At 63.7% G+C, this 19,241-nt stretch carries 15 protein-coding genes; 4 read left to right on the top strand and 11 right to left on the bottom strand.

Translation table 11 applies throughout. The annotated features are described in order from the left end of the window. Positions 1 to 45 precede the first annotated feature (45 nt). Positions 46 to 2,100 (bottom strand): protein-disulfide reductase DsbD family protein, encoded by a 2,055-nt coding sequence (locus tag C7I56_RS01130; protein ID WP_106638719.1) that lies wholly within the window; start codon positions 2,098 to 2,100, stop codon positions 46 to 48. A gap of 65 nt (positions 2,101 to 2,165) precedes the next feature. Between C7I56_RS01130 and C7I56_RS01125 the strand changes: the two genes are divergently transcribed. After that, positions 2,166 to 3,779, top strand: a complete 1,614-nt coding sequence (locus C7I56_RS01125) for an alkaline phosphatase family protein (protein ID WP_106638718.1) — start codon at positions 2,166 to 2,168, stop codon at positions 3,777 to 3,779. A gap of 97 nt (positions 3,780 to 3,876) precedes the next feature. On the opposite strand, the gene metH is transcribed toward C7I56_RS01125, so the two are convergent. From metH to C7I56_RS01105, 4 genes are all read right to left on the bottom strand, one after another. Next, positions 3,877 to 6,477: a methionine synthase gene (gene metH, locus C7I56_RS01120; RefSeq protein ID WP_106638717.1), complete on the bottom strand. Its 2,601-nt coding sequence runs from the start codon at positions 6,475 to 6,477 to the stop codon at positions 3,877 to 3,879. A gap of 96 nt (positions 6,478 to 6,573) precedes the next feature. Further along, a complete protein-coding gene (locus tag C7I56_RS01115; protein WP_106638716.1) occupies positions 6,574 to 7,620 on the bottom strand; it encodes a homocysteine S-methyltransferase family protein in 1,047 nt (348 codons plus the stop codon). Further along, positions 7,617 to 8,534, bottom strand: coding sequence for a methylenetetrahydrofolate reductase (gene metF / locus C7I56_RS01110; RefSeq protein ID WP_106638715.1), 918 nt, complete (start codon positions 8,532 to 8,534; stop codon positions 7,617 to 7,619). Before metF ends, C7I56_RS01115 begins: the two co-directional genes overlap by 4 nt. Next, on the bottom strand, positions 8,531 to 9,484 hold the full coding sequence (locus C7I56_RS01105; RefSeq protein ID WP_106638714.1) for an ArsR/SmtB family transcription factor: 954 nt from the start codon (positions 9,482 to 9,484) through the stop codon (positions 8,531 to 8,533). The genes metF and C7I56_RS01105 overlap by 4 nt, the downstream gene beginning before the upstream one ends. A gap of 196 nt (positions 9,485 to 9,680) precedes the next feature. Here C7I56_RS01105 and C7I56_RS01100 point away from each other — a divergent pair, with 196 nt between their 5' ends. Both C7I56_RS01100 and C7I56_RS01095 read left to right on the top strand, forming a co-directional pair. Next, positions 9,681 to 9,926, top strand: coding sequence for a lipoprotein (locus tag C7I56_RS01100; RefSeq protein WP_158702947.1), 246 nt, complete (start codon positions 9,681 to 9,683; stop codon positions 9,924 to 9,926). A gap of 176 nt (positions 9,927 to 10,102) precedes the next feature. Continuing rightward, positions 10,103 to 10,339 (top strand): hypothetical protein, encoded by a 237-nt coding sequence (locus tag C7I56_RS01095; protein WP_106638712.1) that lies wholly within the window; start codon positions 10,103 to 10,105, stop codon positions 10,337 to 10,339. A 197-nt stretch (positions 10,340 to 10,536) separates the two neighbouring features. Here C7I56_RS01095 and groL read toward each other — a convergent pair whose 3' ends face one another. Both groL and groES read right to left on the bottom strand, forming a co-directional pair. Then, the gene (gene groL, locus C7I56_RS01090; RefSeq protein WP_106638711.1) at positions 10,537 to 12,183 is read right to left on the bottom strand and encodes a chaperonin GroEL; all 1,647 of its coding nucleotides are present in this window, start codon (positions 12,181 to 12,183) and stop codon (positions 10,537 to 10,539) included. A gap of 113 nt (positions 12,184 to 12,296) precedes the next feature. Then, positions 12,297 to 12,584, bottom strand: a complete 288-nt coding sequence (gene groES, locus C7I56_RS01085; RefSeq protein WP_106638710.1) for a co-chaperone GroES — start codon at positions 12,582 to 12,584, stop codon at positions 12,297 to 12,299. 221 nt (positions 12,585 to 12,805) lie between these two features. On the opposite strand from groES, the gene sppA reads away from it, so the two are divergent. Further along, positions 12,806 to 14,674, top strand: a complete 1,869-nt coding sequence (sppA, locus tag C7I56_RS01080) for a signal peptide peptidase SppA (protein WP_106638709.1) — start codon at positions 12,806 to 12,808, stop codon at positions 14,672 to 14,674. Positions 14,675 to 14,693: 19 nt separating this feature from the next. On the opposite strand, the gene C7I56_RS01075 is transcribed toward sppA, so the two are convergent. The 4 genes from C7I56_RS01075 to odhB all read right to left on the bottom strand — a co-directional run bounded on the left by C7I56_RS01075 (position 14,694) and on the right by odhB (position 19,237). Continuing rightward, complete coding sequence (locus C7I56_RS01075; protein ID WP_106638708.1) at positions 14,694 to 15,320, bottom strand: trimeric intracellular cation channel family protein; 627 nt, start codon at positions 15,318 to 15,320, stop codon at positions 14,694 to 14,696. An 8-nt stretch (positions 15,321 to 15,328) separates the two neighbouring features. Then, positions 15,329 to 16,405, bottom strand: coding sequence for a phosphatase PAP2 family protein (locus tag C7I56_RS01070; protein WP_158702946.1), 1,077 nt, complete (start codon positions 16,403 to 16,405; stop codon positions 15,329 to 15,331). Positions 16,406 to 16,465: 60 nt separating this feature from the next. Next, positions 16,466 to 17,860 (bottom strand): dihydrolipoyl dehydrogenase, encoded by a 1,395-nt coding sequence (gene lpdA, locus C7I56_RS01065; protein WP_106638706.1) that lies wholly within the window; start codon positions 17,858 to 17,860, stop codon positions 16,466 to 16,468. A gap of 102 nt (positions 17,861 to 17,962) precedes the next feature. Further along, complete coding sequence (gene odhB / locus C7I56_RS01060) at positions 17,963 to 19,237, bottom strand: 2-oxoglutarate dehydrogenase complex dihydrolipoyllysine-residue succinyltransferase (RefSeq protein WP_106638705.1); 1,275 nt, start codon at positions 19,235 to 19,237, stop codon at positions 17,963 to 17,965. Positions 19,238 to 19,241 lie beyond the last annotated feature (4 nt).

Here is a 19,241-nt window from a genome sequence, read left to right as displayed (position 1 = left end):
CGCACCGCCGGATTGCTTCGCTCCGCTCGCATGACGAATTCAGTCTTAGCGCCCGAGCGCCGCCATATCTCCGACCGTCAAAATCTGCGGCAGAATCTCCGCGTCCCGCCCCGGCGCGTAATAGAGATAAAGCGGCACGCCCGACCGGCCGTGCTGGGCAAGGAAGCGGCCGATCGCCGCATCGCCGCGCGTCCAGTCTCCGACGAGCACCGCGATATTGCGCGACTTAAAGCCTTGCGCCACGTCGGCTCGCGACAACACGCCTTTTTCATTGACCTTACAGGTGATGCACCAATCGGCGGTGAAATAGACGAAGACCGGCCTCTGCTCACCGCGCAGCGCGGCGAGCTTCGCCTCGCTGAACGGTTCGGACTGGAGCACGCCCTGCACCCTGGCCTGTGCAGGCATTTCGAGCGGCACGATCAGGATCGCGGCAAGCCCGGCAGCCAATGCAGGCGCCAGCGGCAGCCAGGCGCGGGGACGCCCCTGCCGGATGCCGACCCACCACAAGCCGAAGGCGAGGAGCAGGGCGGCGCCTATCCCAAGCGCCATGGCATCCACGCCCGCTTGCCGCCCGAGTATCCAGGCAAGGCCGAGCGCGGTCAGGAACATCGGAATGGAAAGGATACGCCGAAGCCGCTCCATCCACGCGCCGGGCTTGGGCAGGCGCCGCCGCAGGGCAGGCAGGAAGCCGAGCAGCAGGAAGGGCAGGGCCAGGCCAAGCCCCAGCCCCGCGAAGATGGCAAGCGCCGCCGCCGTCGGAAGCACCAGGGCCGCGCCCAAAGCCGCGCCCATGAACGGCCCGGTGCAGGGCGTCGCGACGAAGGCCGCGAGTGCGCCCGTCCAGAACGCCCCCTGTGCGCCGCCCGCGCTCGCCAGCTTACTTCCGCCGCTGATCGCCGGAAGTTCGAAAAGCCCGGCGAGGTTGAGCGCGATACCCGTCACCAGCAGCAGCAAGATCAGGATCACGCGCGGATCCTGAAGCTGGAAGGCCCAGCCCACCGCTGCGCCACCCGCGCGAAGGCCGAGCAAGACGCCGCCAAGCGCAAGGCACACCAGAACCACGCCCGCCGTATAGGCCAAGGCCTCGCGCCGCGCCGCCATCTCGTCGCCGCCCGCCTTGGCGAGGCTCAAGGCCTTGAGGCTCAGGATCGGAAACACGCAGGGCATGATGTTGAGGAGGAGGCCGCCGAGGATGGCGCCCCCGAGGGCCGCGAGGATCACGCCGATCCCGCCCGCGCCTTCAGCGCCCGCGGTTCCAATCGGATCGCCCGCGGGCGGCACGGTGCCGGGCGTCGCGGTCAGCGACAACCCCTGTCCCTCGCCGATCTTCAAAAGGCCATCGATCTTGGCGAGGCCCGCCGCATTGCTGCCCGCCTGCGTTTCGACGATCAGCATGTCGCCGTTGCGGCTCACCGTCTGCACGGCGCCATGGTCAAGCGCGCCATATTCGAGCGGGAAGAAGTAAGGATCGATAACGACCATGGCGGCGGGGAGCGGCACGCCGATCCGCACCCGGCCATTTTCGACCACGAACCGTCCGTCCGCGCCCAAAGGCTTGGGCATCGCTGCCTCGAACGCATCGAAGCGCGCATCCCGCACCACAGCATTGCCCGCCGCGCCCGCGACGATCTCCGCCGACAATTCCGCGCTTTCCGGGACGCAAATCTCGTCCGTGCAGGCGAGATAGTCGAGCTTGGCTTTCAAGGGCAGGGGCGTGCCCGGCGCCACATCGCCCGCCAGCTTCAATTCGGCGAGCAGGGCATAATCATGCTCGTAGACATAATTCATGATGCCCGACACGACCAGGCGCCCCGGCAGCGGATAGCGCAGATCGCCGACGCTTACGCCCGGCGGCAAATCCCAGGCAATCGTCGCCTCCGCGCCCGCATCGCCGGGGTTTTTCCAATAGCCGTGCCAGGTCGGCTTGGGCTTCATCATGAAGGCGATGGGAATGGCGCCGCCCGCCGGAACCTTTTTGGCGCCAGTGAGCAAAGAAACGGCGATATTCTTGCCGCCGGCTTGCTGCGCCAGGGCCGGCGCCTGAAGGCCAAGCAGCATCAAGGCGGCCATCATCAATCTGCAAAGAACAGCGGGCATCGAAGCTCCTTGTTGATTCCGGGCGCTTGTATAGCATGGGAACGAAACCGCTACCCTCGGGGGAAATGATGAAGTTCCTGTTCGCCGCCGCGGCCTTGGCCGCCACCGCCCTCTCCGCGCCCGCTTTCGCACAAGAAGCACCGAAGAAGCCGCAGCTGATCGTCGCGATCTCAGTCGATCAATTTTCGACCGTCCTGTTCAACCGTTACCGTCCGCATTTCACCGGCGGCCTGAAGCGCCTTGCGGACGGCGTCGCTTTCGCCAACGGCTATCAGGCCCATGCCGCGACCGAAACCTGCCCCGGTCATTCGACGATCCTCACCGGCTCGCACCCCGCCCGCACCGGGATCGTCGCCAATGCCTGGTACGACCGCAAGGCTCCGCGCGAAGACAAGGACGTTTATTGCGCGGAAGATGAGCGGGTGCCCGGCAGCACGTCGCGCGCTTACACCGTCTCCCCCTATCACCTGAAAGTGCCTGCCATGGGCGACCGGATGAAAAGGGCCGATCCCGCCGCGCGTATCGTCGCAGTCGCGGGCAAGGACCGCTCGGCGATCATGATGGGCGGCCATGGCCCCGACCAGCGCTGGTATTGGAAATCGAACACATTCGTATCCGATCTTGTCACTACGCCCGCCCCGGTCGTCGCGCAGGTTAACGGAGTGGTCGCCCAAGCCCTCGCACAGCCCCGCGCGCCACTCACCCCGCCCGCTTTCTGCGCGGGCAAGGACAAACCCGTCACCGTCGGCACGATGACGGTCGGCACCGGACGCTTCGCCCGCGAAGCCGGGGACGCATCCGCCTTCACCCGTTCGCCGGAACTGGACGGCGCGACCCTCGCCATGGCGGGCGCGCTCTTCCAGCAGATGCAGCTGGGGAAGGGCGGCCATACCGACCTTCTCGCCGTCAGCCTCGCCGCCACGGACTATGTCGGCCACGGCTTCGGCACGGACGGTATGGAAATGTGCTTGCAAATCGCCTCGCTCGACGCCGATCTCGCGGGCTTTTTCAGCCTGCTCGACAAATCGGGCGTCGATTATGCGGTGGTCCTGACTGCCGATCATGGCGGTGCCGACGCGCCGGAGCGAGCGCGCGAACAGGGCATCGCGGACGCCGCCCGCATGGCGCAAAGCATCTCCCCCGATGCGATCGGCACCGAAATCGGCCGCCGCCTCGGCTTGTCGGGCGATGTGCTGGCCGGGGAATATCACGTCGCGGCGGGCGTGCCTGAAGGCCGCCACGCGGAGGTGATCGCGCTGGGCAAGCAGCTCATCGCCGCGCATCCGCAGGTGGAGGCCGTTTACACCGCCGCCGAAGTTGCCGCGCATCCGTTGCCGACGACGCGCCCGGAACAATGGACAACGCTCGACAAGTTCCGCGCCTCGTTCGATCCGGAGCGTTCCGGCGACCTCCTCGTCGCGCTGAAGCGCAACATCACCACGATCGCCAACCCCCGCCCCGGCATCGTGGCTACGCACGGCACGATCCACGATTATGACCGCATGGTCCCGATCCTCTTCTGGCGTTCGGGCGTGGCGCCGGACAATCGTCAGGAAAGCGCGATGACCGTGGACATCCTGCCCACCCTCGCGAGCCTCATCGGATTGAATGTCCCGCAAGGCGAGATTGACGGAAAGTGCTTGGACATCGTGCCGGGCGACGGGACGAACTGCCAGTAGCAGCCACAATCACGTCATTCCGGCGAAAGCCGGAATCTCTTCACGGAAGAGGCGGATTGTTGTCCAGAGACCCCGGCTTTCGCCGGGGTGACGTGCTCTAGTCGAGGTTCGGCCGCAGCCACCTTTCCGCTTCATCCAGCGTCACCCCGCGCCGGCCGGCATAATCCTCCAGCTGGTCCCGCCCGATCCGCGCGACGCCGAAATATTGGCTGTCCTTGTGCCCGAAATAGAAGCCGGAAACCGCCGCGGTCGGCAGCATGGCAAAGCTCTCCGTCAGCGTCACCCCGCCAGCAGGCGCGCCGCCCAGCATGTCGAATAGGATCGGCTTCAGGCTGTGGTCGGGGCAGGCAGGGTAACCGGGCGCCGGGCGAATACCTGCATAAGTCTCCCGGATCAGCTCCGCGTTGGTGAAATGCTCGTCCGCATAGCCCCAGACGCTGTTCCGAACATGGGCGTGGAGCAATTCGGCAAAGGCCTCGGCCAGGCGATCGGCCAGCGCCTTTAACAGGATGTCCGAATAAACATCGTTCGCGGCCTTGAACCGTTCGAGATGCGCGTCGATGCCGTGGATCCCGACCGCAAAGCCGCCAATCCAGTCTTCGCCGTCAGGATCGATGAAGTCGGCAAGGCACATATTGGCCCGGCCCTCACGTTTCTTGATCTGTTGACGGAGGAAAGCGAGGCGCGTTTCCTCATTGCTCGCCAGCACCAACACATCGTCGCCCTCGCGGCGGCAGCGCCACAGGCCGACGGTCGCGCTGGCCGTCAGCCAATGCTCCGCGATGATCCTGTCGAGCATCGCCTCGGCGTCCTTGAACAGAGCCCGCGCGCTTTCGCCGACCACTTCGTCCTCGAGAATCGCGGGGTAATTGCCCGCCAGCTCCCAGGCGCGGAAGAAGGGAGTCCAGTCGATCACGCTGCGAAGCTCGCGAATCGGCCAGTCGTTGAAATGATGGACGCCAGGGCGCTGCGGCATCGGTGCCTTGCCCGCCGGATCGTAGGGGAAAGCATTGGCGCGCGCTTCGGCGAGGCTCGCCAGCTCATTCTGCCCCTTGTTGGCGCGGGTTTCGCGAACCTGTTGGTAATCGGCGGCGGTCTTCTCGACGAGCGGCGTGCATTGTGTGTCGGAAACAAGCGCGGAGGCCACGCCTACCGCGCGGCTCGCGTCGAGCACGTGGAGCACCGGCCCGTCATAGGCCGGGTCGATCTTCAGCGCGGTATGCACCTTGCTCGTCGTCGCCCCGCCGATCAGCAAAGGCCGCGTCATGCCTGCCCGCTGCATTTCGGCGGCCACCTTCACCATCTCGTCGAGCGACGGCGTGATGAGGCCCGAAAGCCCGATCATATCCGCGTCATGCTCGTCGGCGGCTTTCAGAATATCCTGCCACGGCACCATGACGCCCAGGTCGACGATCTCGAAGCCGTTACATTGCAGCACGACACCGACGATATTCTTGCCGATGTCGTGCACATCGCCCTTCACGGTCGCCATCACGACCTTGCCCTTGCCTTGGGTGGCTCCGGTCCGCTCCTTTTCCTCTTCGATGAAGGGGATCAAATGCGCGACCGCCTTCTTCATCACGCGGGCGGATTTGACGACCTGCGGGAGGAACATCTTGCCGGATCCGAACAGGTCGCCGACGACGTTCATGCCGTCCATCAGCGGCCCTTCGATCACCTCGATCGGGCGCGCCGCCTGCTGCCGGGCCTCCTCGGTATCCTCGACGACATGCGCGTCGATGCCCTTCACCAGCGCATGTTCGAGCCGCTTGCCCACCGGCCAACCGCGCCATTCGGCGGCTTCCTTTTCCTTGGCCGGATCGGAACCGAGATATTTCTCCGCCAGCGCGACCAGCCGCTCGGTCGCATCGTCCCGCCGGTCGAGGATCACATCCTCGCACGCCTCGCGCAGCTCAGGGTCGATCGTGTCGTAGACGTCGAGCTGCCCGGCATTGACGATCGCCATGTCGAGGCCCGCCGGAATGGCGTGGTAGAGGAAAACCGAGTGCATCGCCCGCCGCACCGGCTCGTTGCCCCGGAAAGAGAAGCTGAGGTTCGACAGGCCGCCCGAAATATGCGCATGCGGGCAGCGCTTGCGGATTTCCTTACACGCCTCGATGAAATCCACCGCATAGGTGCGATGCTCATCTATCCCCGTCGCGACCGCGAAGATATTGGGATCGAAGATGATGTCCTCGGGCGGAAAGCCGATGCCGACGAGGGTCTTGTAGGCCCGCTCGCAAATCTCGACCTTGCGGTCCTTGGTGTCCGCTTGGCCCGTCTCGTCGAAGGCCATGACGACCACCGCCGCGCCATAGGCCATGACCTTGCGCGCGTGGGCGAGGAATTCTTCTTCCCCTTCCTTCAGGCTGATCGAATTGACGATCGGCTTGCCCGACACGCATTTCAGGCCCGCCTCGATCACGCTCCATTTGGAACTGTCGATCATGAAGGGGACGCGGGCGATGTCGGGCTCGGCGGAAATCAGCTTCAGGAAGGTCGTCATCGCCGCTTCCGCGTCGAGCAGCCCTTCGTCCATATTGATGTCGACAACCTGCGCGCCGCTCTCCACCTGCTGGCGCGCGACTTCAACGGCGGCGGCATAGTCACCCGCCATGATCAGCTTCTTGAATTTGGCCGATCCGGTAACGTTGGTGCGCTCGCCGATATTGACGAAGGTGGAGCTAGACTGGGTCATCTAAGAACAAAAATCCGTTCGTTTCGAGCGAAGTCGAGAAACGCTTCATCCCGTGCCTCGTGTCTCGACTTCGCTCGACACGAACGGGAAAGACGGTCAGGCAGCCAGATTCATCGCTTCCAAACCGGCCAATCGCGTCATGACCGGAGGCTTGGGCAGCACGCGCGGCGCGAGGCCCTTCACCGCTTCCGCCATCGCCGCGATATGGGCAGGGGTGGAGCCGCAGCAGCCGCCAAGGATGTTGACCATCCCCTGTCGCGCCCATTCGCCGACGAAGTCCGCGGTCTGGCGCGGCAGCTCGTCATATTGGCCGAGTTCGTTCGGAAGGCCGGCATTGGGATAGACCATCACCAACGTATCCGCCGCCTGCGCCAGCGTCTGCACGTGCGGCCGAAGCTGCTCCGCGCCGAACGAGCAATTGAGGCTGATCGTCACCGGCTTGGCGTGTCTCACGGCGTGCCAGAAGGCTTCCACCGTGTGGCCGGAAAGATTGCGTCCTGACAGATCGGTGATGGTCATGGAGATCATCAGCGGCACGTCCTGCCCGCGCGCCACGCCCGCCTCGATTGCCGCCATGATGCCGGCCTTGGCGTTGAGGGTGTCGAAAATGGTTTCGATCAGGATGAAATCGACGCCGCCGTCGAGAAGCGCATCGGTCTGCTCGCGATAGACCTCTTTCAATTCGTCGAAATCGATTTCGCGGAAGCCCGGATCATTGACGTCCGGCGACAAGGATAAGGTCTTGTTGGTCGGCCCGATCGCGCCCGCCACAAAGCGCGGGCGCCCGTCTGCGGCTTCCGCCTCATCGACAGCTTTGCGTGCGATGCGGGCCGATTGCAGGTTGATGTCCCGCACCAGATGTTCGGCGGCATAATCGGCTTGGCTGATCTTGTTGGCGCTGAACGTGTTGGTCGAAACGATATCCGACCCAGCCTTCAGATAAGCGCGGGTAATCTCGTCCACGACCTCAGGCCGCGTGATCGCGAGAATATCGTTATTACCCTTCTGATCGCGGGCGAGATCGAGCGTGCCGCGATAGGCGGCTTCATCCAGCCCATAATTCTGGATTTCGGTCCCAAAGGCGCCGTCGGTCAGGAGGATTCGCTCCCTGGCTGCGCGGATCAGTTTTTCTCTCGCGTTCACGCCGCAAACTCATTGGGACGAAGGCCGAGCATATGGCTGATCGCGTAGGAAAGCTCGGCCCGGTTCAATGTGTAAAAGTGGAAATGGCGGACGCCGCCTGCATACAGCTGGCCGCACAGTTCCGCCGCAACGGTCGCCGCGATGAGCTGGCGGGCGGCGGGGAGGTTGTCGAGGCCTTCGAACAGCCGATCCATCCAGGCCGGGATGCTCGCCCCGCACATCGCTGCGAACTTACGGGTCTGGGCGACGTTCGACACGGGGAGAATGCCCGGCACGATCTCCGCATCGATCCCCGCCGCCGCCACGTCGTCGCGGAAGCGGAAGAAGCATTCGGGCGAGAAGAAAAATTGCGTGATTGCCCGGTCCGCGCCCGCGTCGATCTTGCGCTTGAGGTTATCGAGGTCGGCGGCCTTGTTCGCCGAATCCGGATGGCATTCGGGATAGGCCGCGACCGAGATTTCGAAAGGGGCGATGGCTTTCAGGCCCGCCACCAGCTCGGCGGCATTGGCATAACCTTGCGTATGGGGCTGGAACGCCTTCCCCTCCTCCGGCGGATCGCCGCGCAGGGCGACGATATGCCGCACGCCCGCGTTCCAATAGGCCCGCGCGATATCGTCTATCTCGCCCCGGCTCGCCTCGACGCAGGTGAGGTGCGCAGCGGCGGCAAGGCCGGTTTCCTTCGCGATCCGCTCCACCGTCGCGTGGGTGCGTGCGCGGGTGGAGCCGCCCGCGCCATAAGTCACCGATACGAAGCGCGGGCCGAGCGGCGCGAGCGTCTCGATCGAGTCCCACAAGGTCGCTTCCATCTTCTCCGTCTTGGGCGGGAAGAATTCGAAGGAGACCCCGATGTCTCCCGCGACATCCTCGAAAAGCGGCTTGCCTCCATGGGCGAGCGCGGGCGCGACCGGGCTCATGCGACAGCCTTCAGGTGGCGGCGCTTGCATTCGCCGATCCAGATGGTGACGGTGAGTTCGCCGCCCTTCAGATGCTCGACGACGCGGCCTTCAAGGCCTGCGCCATCCAGATATTTGAGCATCGTCTCGTCCGCAAAGCCGAGGCGGGTATGGGCATCGCGGTCGCGCAGTTCCTCACGCTCATGCGGCGCGAAGTCGGCGATGAGCAGGCGTCCGTCCGGCGCAAGCAAACGGGCAGCCTCCGTGATCGCCGCATTTGGCTGCTGCGCATAGTGAAGCACCTGATGAATGATCACGGTGTCCGCCGACTCGGACGGCAATGGCAGCGCATACATGTCCCCTTGGCGAAGATCCGCAGCGAGGCCCGCCTCACCCAGTTTCGCACGGGCGAGCCGCAGCATTTCCGGCGACCGATCAATGCCAGTGGCACCATCCGCATTCGGGGCAAACAACTCCAGCATCCGGCCCGTTCCAGTGCCGATATCGGTAAGACGTCCCACCGGCCTATCGCTGAGCGCCCGCGCAATCGCCGCCTCGACTTCACTCTCGGCAATATGGAGCGAGCGGATTTCGTCCCAATTCGACGCGTGGATTGAGAAGTAACGCTCCGCTGCCGCCGTCCGGTCCGCCCGTACCGCGGCGAGGCGCGCCGCGTCGGCAATCGCCCACGGATCTTCTCCGTCGAGCGCCGCCCAGGCGTCGAGAAGAGCGAAGAGCGGCGTCACCCGCTCCGCAGTCGCGAGGCTCAGGAATACCCAACTCCCTTCCTTGCGCCGTTCGACCAGGCCCGAATCGATCAAGATCTTCACATGGCGCGACACGCGGGGCTGACTCTGCCCCAAAACTTGCGCGACTTCGCCCACCGACAATTCCATTGCCCGCAGCAGCGCAAGGATACGAAGGCGGGTCGGATCGCCCAGCGAACGAAAGATTTCCGGTCTGTCTGACATATTTGCGGATATAAAGATGTCTTTATATGCCGGTCAACGAGGAAGTAGGCGACGCTTTGACAACCAAGCTAGTAGACAAAGCTATGGACATGCCGAATTGCTTGTCATAATGAACGCAGCTGCTGGAACGCCGGAGGCCTTGTGCCAAAGGCCCTCGCCCAGCAGAATTATTACCCATTCGAATAGGGGAATGCTCGTGAAGAAGATCGCTCTTTCGCTCGTCGCGGTTGCCGCGCTTGCTGCTTGCAACAACGCCGAAACCACCAACGACACCAACGCCGCTGACATGACCGTCAACGAAGCCGTTGTCGACGTCAACGCTGCTGCGACCGACGCTCTGAACGCTGCTGACACCGCCCTCACCAACGCTGGTGAATCGGTTGAAAACGCTTCGGAAGCCGTTGAAAACGCTGCTGAAGCAACCGCAACCAACGCTCTCTAAGCGTTAGGTTCGGAGCAATCCGAATAGAAAGGGCCGGGCGCCATGGGCGCCCGGCCCTTTTCTTATGCGCGGGCTCCACCGCGTCTGATCCAGGCATATTCGGGGGCCACTCAGGCTGGCTTTCGCAGAGGCGCAAAAATGCTAAGCTGCTGTCTCTACCGATAGTGGAGATTGCCATGCGCCGCGCCGCAATGACCCTCGCCGCCCTCGTTCTCCTCACCGCCTGCGGACGCGGAGAGGATGAGAATATGCCCACCGCAGAAGAATCGCAGGGCCTCAACGAAGCGGCTGAAATGCTCGATACGTCGCCCGACAGCCTTGTCGCGACCGATGATGCGGAGCTTGGTAACGGCGAAATCGCGGCGGACGCCAATGAGCTGGATGCGAACGAAGCGCTGACTAACGAAGAATAGCGTCACGGCATGCTGCAAAAAAGAAGGGCCCGGGAAGCGATTCCCGGGCCCTTCTTTTTTTCGGTTCTGGAGCGCGCGGGCGAAGCCCGCGCGTCGGTCGGATCGGCTGTGGCCGTCCGCCGTCCGGACGTCCGGCGAGTCCGCCGACTAACGGCGGGAACGCTTCACGTTCCCGCCGTTAGCGGTGGCCGCCTTCGTTAGAAATCCATGCCGCCCATGCCGCCCATGCCACCGGGCATGCCGCCGCCCATTGCGGGCTTGTCCTCCGGAAGCTCCGCCACCGCTGCTTCGGTGGTGATGAGGAGCCCTGCGACCGAAGCCGCGTCCTGAAGAGCGGTGCGGACGACCTTGGTCGGGTCGATCACGCCGGCCGAAACCAGGTTTTCGTAGGTTTCGGTCTGGGCGTTGAAGCCCAGAGTGTCGTCATTGCCTTCGATCAGCTTGCCGGCCACGACGGCGCCGTCGACGCCTGCGTTTTCGGCGATCTGACGGACCGGAGCCTGAAGCGCGCGACGGATGATGTCGACGCCGCGGGTCTGGTCGTCATTCTGGCCGGTGAGGCCTTCCAGCGCCTTGGTGGCGTAGAGAAGCGCCGTGCCGCCGCCGGGAACGATGCCTTCTTCGACAGCCGCGCGGGTGGCGTGCAGCGCGTCGTCGACGCGGTCCTTGCGCTCCTTCACTTCGACTTCCGAAGCGCCGCCGACCTTGATCACCGCAACGCCGCCAGCGAGCTTCGCGAGACGCTCCTGCAGCTTTTCGCGGTCATAATCGGACGTCGTGTTTTCGATCTGCTGACGGATCGATTCGACGCGGCCTTTGATGTTGTCGGCCTGACCCGCACCGTCGACAATCGTGGTATTGTCCTTGTCGATGGTGACGCGCTTGGCCTGGCCGAGCATGCCGACCGTGACGCTTTCAAGCTTGATGCCGAGATCTTCGGAAATCATCTCACCGCCCGTCAGGATAGCAATATCTTCCAGCATCGCCTTGCGGCGATCACCGAAGCCCGGAGCCTTGACGGCCGCGACCTTGAGGCCGCCGCGCAGCTTGTTGACGACGAGCGTTGCGAGCGCTTCACCTTCAATGTCTTCCGCGATGATGAGGAGCGGGCGGCCCGACTGGACGACAGCTTCCAGGATCGGGAGCATCGCCTGCAGGTTCGACAGCTTCTTTTCGTGGATCAGGATGTACGGATCGGAAAGTTCGACCTGCATCTTTTCCGGATTGGTAATGAAGTACGGAGAGAGGTAGCCGCGGTCGAACTGCATGCCTTCGACGACATCGAGCTCGAATTCGAGGCCCTTGGCTTCCTCGACCGTGATCACGCCTTCCTTGCCGACCTTTTCCATCGCTTCGGCGATCTTTTCGCCGACGACGGTGTCGCCGTTTGCCGAGATGATGCCGACCTGGGCGATTTCATTCGACGACGCGATGTTCTTCGAACGGCCCTTGAGGTTTTCGACAACCTTGGTGACGGCGAGGTCGATGCCGCGCTTCAGATCCATCGGGTTCATGCCGGCCGCGACCGACTTCATGCCTTCGCGAACGATCGACTGGGCAAGAACGGTGGCGGTGGTGGTGCCGTCGCCGGCGAGGTCGTTCGTCTTCGACGCGACTTCGCGGAGCATCTGGGCGCCCATATTTTCGAACTTGTCCTTCAGTTCGATTTCCTTGGCGACCGAGACACCGTCCTTGGTGATGCGCGGCGCGCCGAAGCTCTTGTCGATGACGACGTTGCGGCCCTTCGGACCCAGGGTCACCTTCACCGCATCGGCGAGGATGTCGACGCCGCGCAGGATGCGCTCACGGGCGTCACGCGAAAACTTGACGTCTTTCGCTGCCATTTTTCTTGTCCTTTTCCTTTTACGTCACCCCGGCGAAAGCCGGGGTCTCGTTGAGATTTCTTGAGCCTTTCCGTCATGAGTCCCCGGCTTTTGCCGGGATGACGGAAGACGGATCAGCCGATGATGCCGAGAATGTCCGATTCCTTCATGATGAGGAGATCCTCACCATTCACCTTCACTTCGGTGCCGGACCATTTGCCGAACAGTATGCGGTCGCCGGCCTTGACGTCGAGCGGGGTCACCTTGCCGTCTTCGCTACGGGCGCCGGTGCCGACGGCGACGACTTCGCCTTCCTGCGGCTTTTCCTTGGCGGTGTCGGGAATGATGATCCCGCCGGCGGTCTTTTCTTCGGCCTCGACGCGGCGAACGAGAACGCGGTCGTGCAACGGACGAAAGTTCATGTGCGTTACCCTTGTTGAATGAATGGGTTTGGCACTCACAAGAGGCGAGTGCCAACGGCGCGGATATGTGAGGGAGAGCCCCACGGGTCAAGGATTCGTGCGGGAAATTTTTGCAACCCGATGAACAAAAGCCCCCTCCCTTGGTGGGTGAGGGGTAAGGACATTTACACCCCGCCTTTCTAACCCTACCTCCTACCTCGATATCTAAAGGAGACGACCCCTTGTCCTTCGTACGCGGCGCCTGGAAGCTTCTGGTCGGGATCAAGGACGCGATGGTGCTCCTCGCCATGCTCCTCTTCTTTGGCGTGCTCTACGCAACGTTGTCGATGAGCCCCAATGCGGGCGGCGTGAAGGAAGGCGCTCTTCTCCTCGACCTTTCCGGCTCGATCGTCGAGCAGCCCGCCGAAACCGATCCCGTCACCTTGATCGCGGGTGGCAGCGGCATTCGCGAATATCGCCTGTCCGACGTCATCCGCGCGCTCGACAAGGCAGCGGGTGACGGCCGCGTGAAGGCCGTGGCGCTCGATCTCGACATCTTTCTCGGCGGCGGACAGGTTGCCCTTGGCGATGTCGCCGACGCGATCGACCGGGTGAAAAAGGCGGGAAAACCCGTCCTTGCCTACGCGACCGGCTATAGCGACGACAGCTATCGCCTTGCCGCCCATGCCAGCGAAGTCTGGCTCAATCCCATGGGCACCGTGCTCGTCGCAGGGCCCGGCGGCCAGAACCTCTATTATAAGGACATGCTCGACAAAATCGGCGTCACCGCCAACATCTACCGCGTCGGCACCTACAAATCGGCTGTCGAACCCTATTCCCGGACCGACATGTCACCCGAAGCGCGCGAGGCGAGCCAGGCGCTCGTCTCCGCTTTGTGGGAGCAATGGCTGGATGATGTCCGCAAAGCTCGCCCCAAGGCCGCCGGTATCGCCGATTATGCCGCGCGTCCCGCTGAAGCACTCGCCGCGACGCAGGGCGATATGGCGCAGGCCGCACTCCGCGCAGGCCTCGTCGACAAGCTTGGCGACCGCACGGATTTCGGGAAGCGCATGGCGGAATTGGTGGGCGTGGAGGATGACACGGTTCCCGGCAGTTTCAACGCCACGCTCTATGACGACTGGATCGCGGCCCACCCTGCCCCGACGACCGGCAAGATCGGCATCGCCACCGTCGCGGGCTTCATCATCGATGGCGAAGGCGGCGGGGGTACGGCCGGCGGCGCGACGATCAGCACGATCATCCGCACCGCGCTGAAGGAAAAGGATCTCTCCGCCCTTGTTGTCCGCATCGATACGCCGGGCGGCTCGACACTCGCATCCGAGGAAATCCGCCGTGCGCTGCTCGATGCCAAGGCGGCTGGCCTGCCGGTTGTCGTCTCGATGGGCAATACGGCCGCGAGCGGCGGCTATTGGATCGCGACCGCCGCCGATCGCATCTATGCCGAACCTTCCACCATCACCGGCTCCATCGGCGTCTTTGGCATCGTCCCGAGCTTTGAAGGGCTGACGCAAAAGATCGGCGTCAATGCCGACGGCGTGAAGACAACGCCCTTGTCCGGCGAGCCCGATGTGTTCCGCGGCCCGTCCGACACCGCCAATCAGGTTCTGCAATTGGGCGTGGAGAACAGCTATCGCCGCTTCATTACCCTCGTCGCCAATGCCCGCAAGCTGCCGGTCGGGCGGGTCGACCAGATTGCACAGGGCCGCCCTTGGGATGGTGGCACGGCGCGCCAACTCGGGCTTGTCGACGCCTTTGGCTCGCTTGACGAAGCGGTTGCCGAAGCCGCTCGCCGCGCCAAGCTCGATCCCGCCAAGGTGGAAACTGTCCATCTCGACCGCGAGAAGACCTTCTTCGAAATGCTGATGAGCGGCGTCACGGCTTCCGAAGCGCCGCCCGCCGCCGCCCGCGACGCCTTCACCCGCGCCGCGCTCAAGCCCGAATGGCTTCTCCGCCACGCGATTGCCGACGCCGAAACCATGCTGTCGTCGAGTGCGATCCAGGCCCGCTGCCTGGAATGCCCGATCGAGGCCGCACCGCAGCGAGCGAAGAAAGACGGCTTGCTCGCGCTACTCGCGAGTTGGCTCAGCTAGGTCCGGCGAAAAGCTTAGCTCACCGCCCATAAGCGGGAAGCGACAAGCCTTTCCAAATCGCAAGCCCACGCAGCGTGAACCCCGCGAGCGCCGCCAGCGGCCCCGCGACGAAACCCGGTAGCCCCATCAACGTCAGCGCCACCAGCAGCGCTGCGGACAAAGCGGCGGCCGTCACGTAAAGTTCCGGCCGCATCAGGATGGACGGTTCGCCCGCCAGAGTGTCGCGGATGATTCCGCCGACGCATCCCGTAAGCACACCCATCGCCATGGCGGGAAGCGGCGCCACTCCCCAGGCTAGCCCCTTGGCCGCGCCGAAGGTCGCATAAGCGGCAAGCCCCACCGCATCGAGCAAGTCGAGCGCCTTTCCCCGCCACAGCCGCGCGGGCGTCGCCCACACGATCAAAGCGGCGGCAAAGCAGATGAACAGGATCTTGTTGCTGTGCACCCAAAAGATCGGCGCGCCGATCAACAGATCGCGCACCGTCCCGCCGCCCGTCCCAGTAATGACGGCAAAGAAGAGGAAGGTCACAAGCGTCTGCTTCTTCGCCCCCGCCGCAAGCGCGCCGGACAGCGCGAAGACGAGAATGCCGGCAAGATCGAGCCATTGGAGGACGAAGCCAAGCTGTTCGGCGGCGGCGGGCGGCATGGCTCTTCCTATCTCAATTGCGGGCGCAGATCGGGAATAGCGCGAAAATCGGAGATCCCGCCATCATAGCCCGACCATGACAGATAAAATCCCGCCCCGCGCCACAATGCATAGGTGACGACAGCGGCGAGGAGGCCGTCGACGGCATAGTGCCATCCAAGGTGGATCGAACCAAAGAATATGATGGCGACAAAGGCCCATCCTGCTGCCGCAGCCAGCTTCCCGAAGCGCGTGAGCGCAAGCGCGTATAGAATGGCGATTGCATTGTGCAGGGACGGCATGGCGGAAATGCCCATGCCTGGGCTATATATTTTCTGCTTATGCGCGTTCCACAATATCTGCTGCCAGTGAACGGCGCCCAGCCCGCCTTGTTCGCTGGAGTAAGCATTAAGCTTGGCCATGAGCGGCGCATAATCCGGCGCGGACGCGGCCTGGGATGCCGCCGCAAAACACGGGCCGGCCGATGAAAAAAGATACGCCCCGCCGACCCCGAGAACCAGCCATGCCGCCGCAAAGGTAAGGAAGAACCGGGCGCGATCGGCGCGCGGGGCGAAGAAGGCAAATCCCACAATCGCGCATGACAGAAGCAGGATCCACAAGGTGTAGATGCGATCGATCACCAGGGTGCCCGTATAAGTGTTCACAATGGCGTGGGTGAAAACCCATGGTTGCTGCCCCAGGAACAATTGCCGATCCATAGCGGCAAACGCGTCGTCCCACGCGAAAGGCGCGTAGAGGGGCATCAGCATCTTCAACATGCCGAAGCCGGTGAAGAGCAGCGGCATCAGCAGAAGGGGAATGACAGCCGCCGCAACCAGCAGCGGAGAATCAAAGCGCCTCGTGGACGGCTCGCCCCCCAATCGGGCTCGCCGCCTTTCCAGCACGATCCCGGCCACGAGGACGGGGAAGAAGACTGGCAGGACCCTAAGCGCCTTCACCACATAGCTCTCAAGCAGGGTCAATATGTCTAAACCATGCAGGGCACCAAGCCGCTGTCCTGTCAGGAACAGCGATGCTGTGACGGCAAAGACCGGCAGGAGCCACAGAAGCTCCTCGGCATGGCGAAGCCGCCTATTTCCCACCATCTGCATCTCCGCAACTGCAGAGGATGGGATAGGGAAAAATGGTTAACGGAAGCCTGAGGGTCAGATGTGGATCGGCTTGCCCGTCACCGCCATCGCGGCTTCCTTCAGCGCTTCCGAATGGGTCGGGTGCGCGTGGCAGGTGTAGGCGATGTCCTCGCTCGTCGCGCCGAATTCCATCGCCTGTGCGGCCTGGGCGATCATCGTGCCCGCGACCGATGAGACGATGTGGACGCCGAGCACACGGTCGGTCTTGGCGTCGGCAATGATCTTCACGAAACCGTCCGTGTCGTTGATCGCCTTGGCGCGGCTGTTCGCCATCATCGGGAACTTGCCGACCTTCACCTCGCCCTTTTCCTTCGCCTGCTCTTCGGTGAGGCCGACGCCGGCGATTTCCGGGTGGGTATAGACGACCGACGGGATGACGTCGTGGTTCACGATGCCGGTAAGGCCCGCAATATTCTCCGCCACCGCAATGCCTTCATCTTCCGCCTTGTGGGCGAGCATCGGGCCCGGGATCACGTCGCCAATCGCCCAGATTCCCGGCATCTTGGTCGCGAAATCGTGGTCGGTTTCGATCTGGCCGCGCTGGTTGACCGCGAGGCCCGCCTTGTCGAGGCCCAGGCTTTCCGTGTTCGGACGGCGGCCGATGGCGACCAACACCACGTCCGCTTCAATGGTTTCTGCGGCACCGCCAGCGGCGGGCTCGACGCTGACGGTCGCCTTGCCGCCATTCACCTTCACGCCCGTAACCTTGGTCGAGGTCTTCATCTCGAAGCCTTGGCGTTTGAAGATCTTCGCGGCTTCCTTGCGGACTTCGCCGTCCATGCCGGGAAGGATCTGGTCGAGATATTCGACCACGGTGACCTTGGCGCCAAGGCGCTTCCACACCGAACCGAGCTCCAGCCCGATCACGCCGCCGCCGATGACGACGAGATGCTCCGGCACCTTGGGAAGCTCAAGCGCGCTGGTGGAATCGACGACGACCTTATGGTCGATCTCGACACCCGGCAGCGGCGTCACTGACGAACCCGTCGCGATGACGATATTCTTCGCGCGCACCGTGCGGCCCGCGACGTCCACCGTGTCCTTGCCGGTGAAGGTGGCAAGGCCCTTCAACCATTCGACCTTGTTTTTCTTGAACAGGAATTCGATGCCGCCGGTGAGGCCGGTCACCGCGTCCGTGCGCTGCTTGTGCATCGCATCGAGGTCGAGGCTAACCTTCTCCGCCTTCACGCCATATTTGGCGAGCGCGCCCGAATTGGCTTCGGCAAACAATTCCGATGCATGAAGCAGCGCCTTGGATGGAATACAGCCGACATTGAGGCAGGTGCCGCCCAGCGTCTCGCGACTTTCCGCACACGCCGTCTTCAGGCCCAGCTGCGCCGCCCGGATCGCCGCGACATAACCGCCCGGCCCCGCGCCGATCACCAGAACGTCGAAATCATAGTCAGCCATCTTACATCCTCTCAACGTCATTCCGGCGAAAGCCGGAATCTCGTCCCGGCTATCGCGCCGGCTCGTCATGAGACCCCGGCTTGGCGCCGGGGTGACGGTGAATTACAAATCGATCAGCAACCGCGTCGGATCTTCCAGCGCTTCCTTCATGCGGACGAGGAAGGTCACCGCCTCGCGGCCGTCGACCAGGCGGTGGTCGTAGCTCAATGCCAGATACATCATCGGACGGATCACGATCTCGCCGTTGCGCACCACCGGCCGTTCCTCGATCCGGTGCATGCCGAGCACGGCCGATTGCGGCGGGTTGATGATCGGGGTCGACAGGAGCGAACCGAATACGCCGCCATTGGAGATGGTGAAGGTGCCGCCCTTCATATCGTCCATGCTGAGCGTGCCCTCCTTGGCGCGCTTGCCGAAGTCCGCGATCGTCTTCTCGATCTCCGCGAAGCTCATCTTGTCGGCGTTGCGGATCACCGGAACGACGAGGCCGTTGGGCGCCGACACGGCGACCGACACGTCGAGATAGTCGTGATAGACGATCTCGTCGCCTTCGATATAGGCATTGACGGAAGGAACGTCGCGGGCGGCCAATGCCGCCGCCTTTACGAAGAAGCCCATGAAGCCAAGGCGGACCTGGTGCTTCTTCTCGAACAGATCCTTATATTTGGCCCGTGCCTCCATGACCGCCGACATGTCGAGGTCGTTGAAGGTGGTAAGAAGCGCGGCGGTATTCTGCGCTTCCTTTAGACGCTTGGCGATGGTCTGGCGCAGGCGCGTCATGCGCACACGCTCTTCCTTGCGCTCGCTCGTCGCAGGCGCAGCGGCCTGCGGCGTAGCGGACGGGGCCGGAGCGGCCTTCGCGGTCTGGTTCTGTGCGGCGGCGAGCACGTCGTCCTTCGTCAGGCGCCCGTCCTTGCCGGTGCCCTTGATCTTCGAGGGATCGAGGCCGTGCTCCAGAACCAGGCGGCGCACCGCCGGGGAAAGGGTGAGGCTGCTATCGCCCTGCGACGCATCGGCCGCGTTACGAAGCTGGATATTCTCGCCCGCGCCTTGCGGGTTCACCGGTGTGGCAGCCACTTGCGCGGGCGCCGCAGCGGCCTGCGGCTGAGCGGCGGGAGCCGGAGCAACAGCAGCACCCGAACCCGCTTCGATCCGTCCGATCAGCGCGCCCACCTGAACGGTATCGCCTTCCGCGACCACCTGATCGCCCATCACGCCCGCAACGGGCGCGGGCACTTCCACCGCGACCTTGTCGGTTTCCAGGCTCGCGATCGGCTCGTCGGCCTTCACAGGCTCGCCGGGCTTCTTCAGCCATTGTCCGAGCGTCGCTTCGGTGATCGATTCACCCAGAGTGGGGACGGTTACGTCGGTCGCCATTGTC

It is taken from the genome of Allosphingosinicella vermicomposti, assembly GCF_003012815.1.
GTDB classification, from domain to species: domain Bacteria; phylum Pseudomonadota; class Alphaproteobacteria; order Sphingomonadales; family Sphingomonadaceae; genus Allosphingosinicella; species Allosphingosinicella vermicomposti.
The sequence above is the reverse complement of the archived record's forward strand: the minus strand, read 5'-3'. Positions and strand labels throughout refer to the sequence as shown.